At 70.5% G+C, this 6,391-nt stretch carries 8 protein-coding genes; 4 read left to right on the top strand and 4 right to left on the bottom strand.

All coding sequences use genetic code 11. The features are described from left to right. From VGW35_25810 to VGW35_25795, 4 genes are all read right to left on the bottom strand, one after another. Positions 1–886 (bottom strand): ABC transporter substrate-binding protein (locus VGW35_25810; GenBank protein HEV8311093.1); only part of this gene is annotated, 886 nt, incomplete at its 3' end. Between the two features lie 90 nt (positions 887–976). After that, positions 977–1,234 (bottom strand): hypothetical protein, encoded by a 258-nt coding sequence (locus tag VGW35_25805; protein HEV8311092.1) that lies wholly within the window; start codon positions 1,232–1,234, stop codon positions 977–979. A gap of 334 nt (positions 1,235–1,568) precedes the next feature. Further along, positions 1,569–2,912 carry a M20/M25/M40 family metallo-hydrolase gene (locus VGW35_25800; GenBank protein HEV8311091.1) on the bottom strand — a complete coding sequence of 448 codons (1,344 nt, stop codon included), beginning with the start codon at positions 2,910–2,912 and terminating at the stop codon, positions 1,569–1,571. Next, positions 2,909–3,232, bottom strand: coding sequence for a cupin domain-containing protein (locus VGW35_25795; protein ID HEV8311090.1), 324 nt, complete (start codon positions 3,230–3,232; stop codon positions 2,909–2,911). The genes VGW35_25800 and VGW35_25795 overlap by 4 nt, the downstream gene beginning before the upstream one ends. Before the next feature lie 191 nt (positions 3,233–3,423). Here VGW35_25795 and VGW35_25790 point away from each other — a divergent pair, with 191 nt between their 5' ends. The 4 genes from VGW35_25790 to VGW35_25775 all read left to right on the top strand — a co-directional run bounded on the left by VGW35_25790 (position 3,424) and on the right by VGW35_25775 (position 6,349). Beyond that, positions 3,424–4,539, top strand: coding sequence for a Gfo/Idh/MocA family oxidoreductase (locus VGW35_25790; GenBank protein ID HEV8311089.1), 1,116 nt, complete (start codon positions 3,424–3,426; stop codon positions 4,537–4,539). A 138-nt stretch (positions 4,540–4,677) separates the two neighbouring features. Then, entirely contained in the window at positions 4,678–4,887 is a 210-nt protein-coding gene (locus VGW35_25785; GenBank protein ID HEV8311088.1) for an AbrB/MazE/SpoVT family DNA-binding domain-containing protein, read from the top strand. Further along, positions 4,884–5,252, top strand: coding sequence for a type II toxin-antitoxin system VapC family toxin (locus VGW35_25780; protein ID HEV8311087.1), 369 nt, complete (start codon positions 4,884–4,886; stop codon positions 5,250–5,252). The genes VGW35_25785 and VGW35_25780 overlap by 4 nt, the downstream gene beginning before the upstream one ends. A 56-nt stretch (positions 5,253–5,308) precedes the next feature. Beyond that, the gene (locus tag VGW35_25775) at positions 5,309–6,349 is read left to right on the top strand and encodes a Gfo/Idh/MocA family oxidoreductase (GenBank protein HEV8311086.1); all 1,041 of its coding nucleotides are present in this window, start codon (positions 5,309–5,311) and stop codon (positions 6,347–6,349) included. The last annotated feature ends 42 nt before the right edge of the window (positions 6,350–6,391 follow it).

The raw sequence follows: 6,391 nt of genomic DNA, 5'->3' as shown, positions 1-6,391 counted from the left end.
GGACCTTCACGTTCTCGTCCCACGCCGCGATGGTGTGGGGCGTGATACGGGGATCGAAGGTCATGTGCCGGAGGGCCTGCCGGGCCACGGCGATGTCCAGACCCGGGATCCAGCGGGTCGCGATCTCCGCCGCCTCGTCGGCGTGCTGTCGCGTGTACTGGGTCGCCTCGACCATCCCGATGACGTACCGCTCGACCAGTTCCGGGCTCTTGGCGATGACGTCGTCGTGGACCGCCATGTTGATGTAGTAGCCGATGTGCCCGCCGCCACGCACCACCAGGACGGCGTCGGGGATCTTCGCCTGGACGAGCGAGCCGAAGGGTTCCCAGGTCGCGACCGCGTCCACACTCCCGCCCTGGAGGGCGGAGACCAGGTTCCCGGGCGGGACGTTGAGGACGGTCACCTGCTCCCGCGCGATCGCCTTCTTCTTCAGCACGACCCCGAGGAACTCGTCGGCCGTGCCCCCGACCGGGGTCCCGACCTTCCGCCCCGCCAGGTCTTCGAGGCGGCCGATCCCGGTGCCCTTGCGGGTCCAGATGCTGACCGGCTCGTCCGAGTAGCGGCTGGTGCGGTCGCCCATCAGCCCCACCACGCCCCGGGCCGCCATCCCCCGCTCGACCGCCACCGGATAGTTGGAGTAGGCGGAGCCGATCACCTGGACCTCGCCGGCCTGCAGCGCCTTCGACATCTCCTGGCCGGTCGCCAGCACTTTGAGCTTGAGGTCGACGCCGTGCTTCAGGAAGATCCCCTTCTCGACGCCCACGAAGCTGGGGATGTGGTTCATGTTGCCGCCGACCGCCGCCGCCAGCGGGGCGGGTGCCTGCCCGGCCGCCGGCCACGCCAGCAGGACCACCATGGCTACTGCGCGCGCTGCTCGCTTCATCATGCCGCCCTCCTTCGAACCGCCCTCACCGAGGGCACCTCATCGGCGCGCAAGGACCCACTGAGGGATCGTCAGGCTGAGGCCCTTCGCCGCTCACACCGGGTGAGCGGCCACACAGGCGCCGTCATCACCGGGCAGCCTCCAGGCGGCGCAGGCGCTCTTCCATTTCGCGCTGAGCTCACGCTGGGCACCAAGAATCTCCTCCCGTAGGTTGCGCTCGACGCGATCGAGCCGCTCCGCGAGAGCAGTCACACCCTCGGCGACGAGCTGGACCTGTGTGGTCATACGCTCGGCGACGACATCGAAATGCCGGCGGTTCTCGTCCAGGTAGGCTCTCAGTTCAGGATCCATCGGCCCTCCGGTACGGTTCGCACGCCCGAGTACCGGCGCTCCAACCGCCGCGTACCGGATGTCGAGCCTGCCAGCGGACGTCCTGACGTCCTCGGCCAACAGTGCCCCGCGGCTCGCGCTCGAGCCCGTTTCCGGGCCGGTTCGCCGCTGCCAGTCCACCCGGACCGTGCGAACATGGGCCCCCCAAGTGCTCCTCTGTTACTGGACAACCTCCCTCACCCACTTCCCCGCCACCTGGGCATGGGTCGGTCCGAGGCCCGCCATCGTCGCCACGGCCAGCGCCGCCAGGACCACGGCCGACCGGACGCGCCAGCGCACGAGGCCCCTCCTCGCGTCAGAAGACGACCGTGCCGCTCGGGCGGACGGCGCGCGCTTCGGCACGGGAGCGCATGCCCAGGTCGAGCGCCGTCAGCACGAAGACCTGCGCGCCCTTGACGAGGTCCTCGACGCTGACCTGCTCGCCTTCCCGCGGGTAATGGCCGGAGCCGCCGGCGCGCGCCCGACCCTGGGGGCCGTAGCAGATCGCCGGGATGCCGGCCCGGGTCAGGGCGGCGGTGTCGGCGTGCCAGCCATCCCACGTCACCTCGGCGTCCTCGCCGTGGACCTGGCGGTGGGCGGCGCCGAGGCTCCGAACGACGGGCTCGTCAGGCGAGACCTCCGCGCCGACCGCCGTCTGGACGATCTCGAGCTCGGTGACCAGCTCGGGGTCGCGGGCTTGGATCTCGGCCAGGAGCCGCCGGAGCTCCTGGACCACATCGGCCGGGAGCTGCCCCGGCATCGTGTCGATCTCCACGTACAGCCGGCAGACGGAGGCCAGCTTGGTGGGGCGAAAGGGCAGGCCGCCCTCGATCGCGATGATCGAGACGTTCGTGGCTTCCTCCCCTCGATGGCGCGTGGCCGCCACGTACTTGGGGGCCCACTCCCGGATGGCCGCCAGGACCGGGAGCATCTTCTCGATGGCGTCCACGGCGGGCCGCGGCCGGATCGAGGACCCGCCGCGCCGGTAGGTGGCGCCCGGGTTGCCGCGGGTCGTGATCTGAGCGTAGACGTAGCCGCCCGAGACGACCGAGATGCGGCCCGCCGTGGGCTCCGGGATGATGGCCATGTCCGCCGTGAGCCCGTTCGCCACCATGAAGCGGGCGCCGATGCCACAGCCCCGGTAGCGTCGGCCCTGGAATCGGCCGACCTGGGCGTGGCTGGTCTCCCCCACCACGCCCGCCAGGACCACGTCTCCCTTGAGGCGGACCCGCGCCTTGGCCAGCCCCTCGACCGCCGCCACCGCGCTGGCCAGACCACTCTTCATGTTGTAGGCGCCCATGCCGAAGATCCACTCGCCCTCGACGAACGCCTTCGGCTGATACCCCGGCCCCAGGTCTCGGATCCCCTCCTCGTCACCCCCGAAGGTGGTGTCGAGGTGCCCGCAGTACATCAGCGTCGGGCCGTCGCCCGTCCCCGGCAGCGTCCCGTAGACGTTGAACCGCTCCGGCTCCACCTCCTGGAGCCACGTGCGCAGCCCGGCCGCCCGGAAGCGGCCGGCGAGGTACTCGGCGACCGCCCGCTCCCCGCCCATGGGGCTCGGGATGTCGATCAGGTCCGTGGTCAGGCGGCCTACCGCCTGCGCGTCCACGTGGGCCAGGACGTCCTCCCGGAGCCCCGTGCGCGGTGCCGGATCTTTCACCGCGTCACCCGATCCTTGAAGCTCAAGACCTCCACGTCTCCCTCCACGGCCCAGGCCTCGTGCTCCGTGTCGGGCGGGACGAGAACGGCGTCGCCGGGCTCGAGGATCCGCTCCTCGCTCCCCACGCGGACGCGCAGCTTCCCGGACAGGACGTTGATCACCTGCTCCTCCGGGTGCCGGTGGGGCTTGGCGCCGGTCCCGGCGGCGTAGCGGTAGCGCCCCACCTCGATCTTGGCCCCCTTGATGGTCGGCCCCTCGGCGGTCGAGAAGCGCGGCGTGATGACGGCGCGCTCGAGCTGGCTCCAGCGGTAGAACGGCATTCGGGGCCTCCTTCGTTCCGGCGGCGGTTCCCGGCCGGTCATCGGGACGCGGGCCAACCCGGGCATCGGTACCGTACTATTACGACCGCCAAAACTCAACGGGCCGACCCCGCTCTCGGCCGCATTGATCGGGTCCGGATTCTGGTGTACAACCGACCCACGTCACGCCGTCGACCACCACAGGAGGACGCATGCCATCCGGACGATCCGCCGCGCAGATCGGGCTGGCCATCGTGGGGGGAGGCCGCATCGGCCTCATCCGGGGCGAGATCGCGGCCAAGCATCCGAACGTCGGGTGGATCGGGCTCGCCGAGACCCGGGCCGACCGCGCCAAGGAAGTCGCCGAGCGGATCGGCGCCGATTTCGTCACGACCGACCACCGCGAGCTCCTGGCGCGTCCCGAGGCGACGGCGGCCGTCATCGCCACCGACGAGCACCTCCACGTCGATCCCATCCTCGCCGCGGTGGAGCGGGGCCTGGATCTCCTGATCGAGAAGCCGCTGGCCACGACCCTCCAGGAGTCGGCCCGCGTGCTCCAGGCGATCCAGCAGTCCGGCATCGATGCCGTCGTGGGCTACACGCAGCGCTTCCGCCGCCGCTTCCTGGTGGCCAAGGAGAAGGTGCGGACCGGCCAGCTCGGGGACGTGACGCTGGTCACCTCGCGCGCCTTCATGAACCGGCTGGTCGCCCTCGACAACTATCGCCGGACCGACCGGCCCGAGACGATCTCTCCCATGGTCATCTCGGGCACCCACGCGCTCGACCTCGTGATGTGGCTGCTGGAGGGGAAGACCCCGGCCGAGGTCTACGCCCGCTCGATCGACCGGGTGCTCGGCCCGACCCTCCGGGGCATCGACGCCACCGCCGGCCTGATCACGATGACCGACGGCGCCCTCTATCATCTCAACATCTCGTGGGCGCTGCCGACCGTGTGGCCGGGCTCGGTCTACAGTCTGGAGATCGGCATCGTCGGAACCGAGGGCGTCCTCACGATCGACGACACCCACCGCGACGTCCTGATGGCCACCACCCTGCCCCAGCCCGCGGGGTACACGCCCGAGGCCACGCGGCACGTCGATTTCCTCACCAGCTATCCGCCGGGCAACGTCGCGCTCGGTGAGCTGTGGGGCCCGATGCGGGAGGAGACCAACTCCTGGCTGGCCCGCCTGGCGCTCGGGCACGCGACGCCACACGCCACGGCGGTCGAAGCCCATGACCGGCTGATGCTGACGAAGGCGATGGATCTCTCGGCCCGGACGAGGCGCCCGATCCCGCTGCCCCTCGCTCCGGACGACGAGGCGCGCTGAGCCTCGGCCTCGACAGGCAGCCGCTCGCGCCCCCGGGCCCGCGTCGCCGATCTCAGAAAGGAAGGCGCCTCATGACGAGCCAGGCGAAAGCCACTTCTTGACTTACGGATCGATGATCGATACCCTGTTCGTAAAGCGATGGAGACGGTGACGCTCTCGAGCAAGTTCCAGCTCGTGCTGCCGCGCGGCGCGCGCCAGCGGCTGGGTCTTCGGCCGGGGATGAAGCTCACGGTCCTGGAGAAGGGCGGCGTGATCTTCCTCGTCCCCGAGCGCCCGATGCGCGCCTATCGGGGACTGTTCCAGGGCGCCACGTTCCGCGATCTCCGGGAGAAGAAGGACCGGATCTGATCCTCGTCGATTCGAGCGGGTGGATCGAGTATCTGGTCAACGGCCCCCGCGCCGAGCGCTTCGCGCCCTACCTCGAAGGCCGCGAACCGCTCCTCGTCTCCGCGATCGAGATCTACGACGTCTACAAGGTCATCCGCCGGGATTTCTCCGAGGAACGGGCGGTGGGGGCGGTCTCGGCGATGCGGCGCGCGACGGTCGCGCCGGTGGACGACGGCGTGGCCCTGGAGGCGGCCGATGCCGCGCTCGTGTTCGGGCTCGCCATGGCCGATTCGCTCGTCTACGCCACCGCCCGGCGGCACGGCGCCCAGGTGGTCACCGCAGATGCCGACTTCGAGGGACTCCCGGACGCCATCGTGATCCGGTAGCGTTGGCCCCGGCGGAGCGCAGCCGCGACCCAGCTGACCGCGAGAGGAGACCGAGCGTGACCAGGCGACGCATCGGCGTGGGAGTGATCGGCACCGGCTGGATCGGGGAGATCCGCGCCCGGGTGTGCGCGGAGCACTCGCTGGTCGAGAGCCTGCATCTGGCCGAGATCGACCCGGCCCGGCTCGAGCGGGTGGCCAAGGCGACCGGCGCCCGGACGGCCACCCAGGATTATCACGAGCTGCTCGGGCGGACGGACCTCGACGCGGTGTTCGTCTCCACCACCCCGGAGACCACCCATTACCCGATCACCCGCGACTGCCTGCTCGCGCGCAAGCACACGTTCCTCGAGAAGCCGATGGGCCTCGCCCTCAAGGAAGCCGACGAGATGATGGCGCTGGCCCGGGAGGGCGACGTCAAGCTGACCATCGGCTACACCCAGCGCTTCAACCCCAAGTACGCGTATGTCAAGAAGTGCGTGGCCGACGGCACCCTCGGGCGGCCGGTCACCGCGCTGGTCAGTCGCAACGTCTCGCGTAGCATCGGGAACAAGATCGGCGGGCGGATCCGCCTGTCGCCGGCCGTCATGGAGGCGACCCACGACCTCGACTTCATCCTCTGGTGCCTGGAGGGGCTCCGGCCCATCCGCGTCTACGCCCAGTCCGTGTACCGGATCATGGAACAGGCCCACGGCGTGCCGGACTGCATGTGGATCGTGGTGACCATGGAGGACGGCACCGCCTTCACCATCGGCGCCGGCTGGGCGCTGCCCCCGGGGTATCCCCACTTCTCGACGGCGACGATCGAGTTCGTCGCCACCGAGGGCGCGCTGCTCATCGACGACAGCCACCGCGACATCGTGCTGAACACGATGCAGAACGGCATGGTGCTGCCGCTCTCCACCATGCCCGGCGAGCAGGTCGCCCACGTCTACCAGGGCCCCATGCAGGCCGAGACCATCCATTTCCTGGAGGCGGTGGCCCTGAACCGACCCGTCCTGGTGACGCCCGAGCAGGCCCGCCAGGTGATGGAGGTCACGGTCGCGGCCGACCTCTCGGCCGAGCACAATCAGCCCATCCCGCTCCCCCTCCCCGCCTGAGGGCGCCGGCCCCGTCGCGATGCGTTGCCGCCCCTGACTTCT

Source organism: Candidatus Methylomirabilota bacterium (genome assembly GCA_036005065.1).
GTDB lineage: Bacteria > Methylomirabilota > Methylomirabilia > Rokubacteriales > DASRDR01 > DASYQW01.
This window is presented reverse-complemented; position numbering and strand designations above follow the sequence as displayed.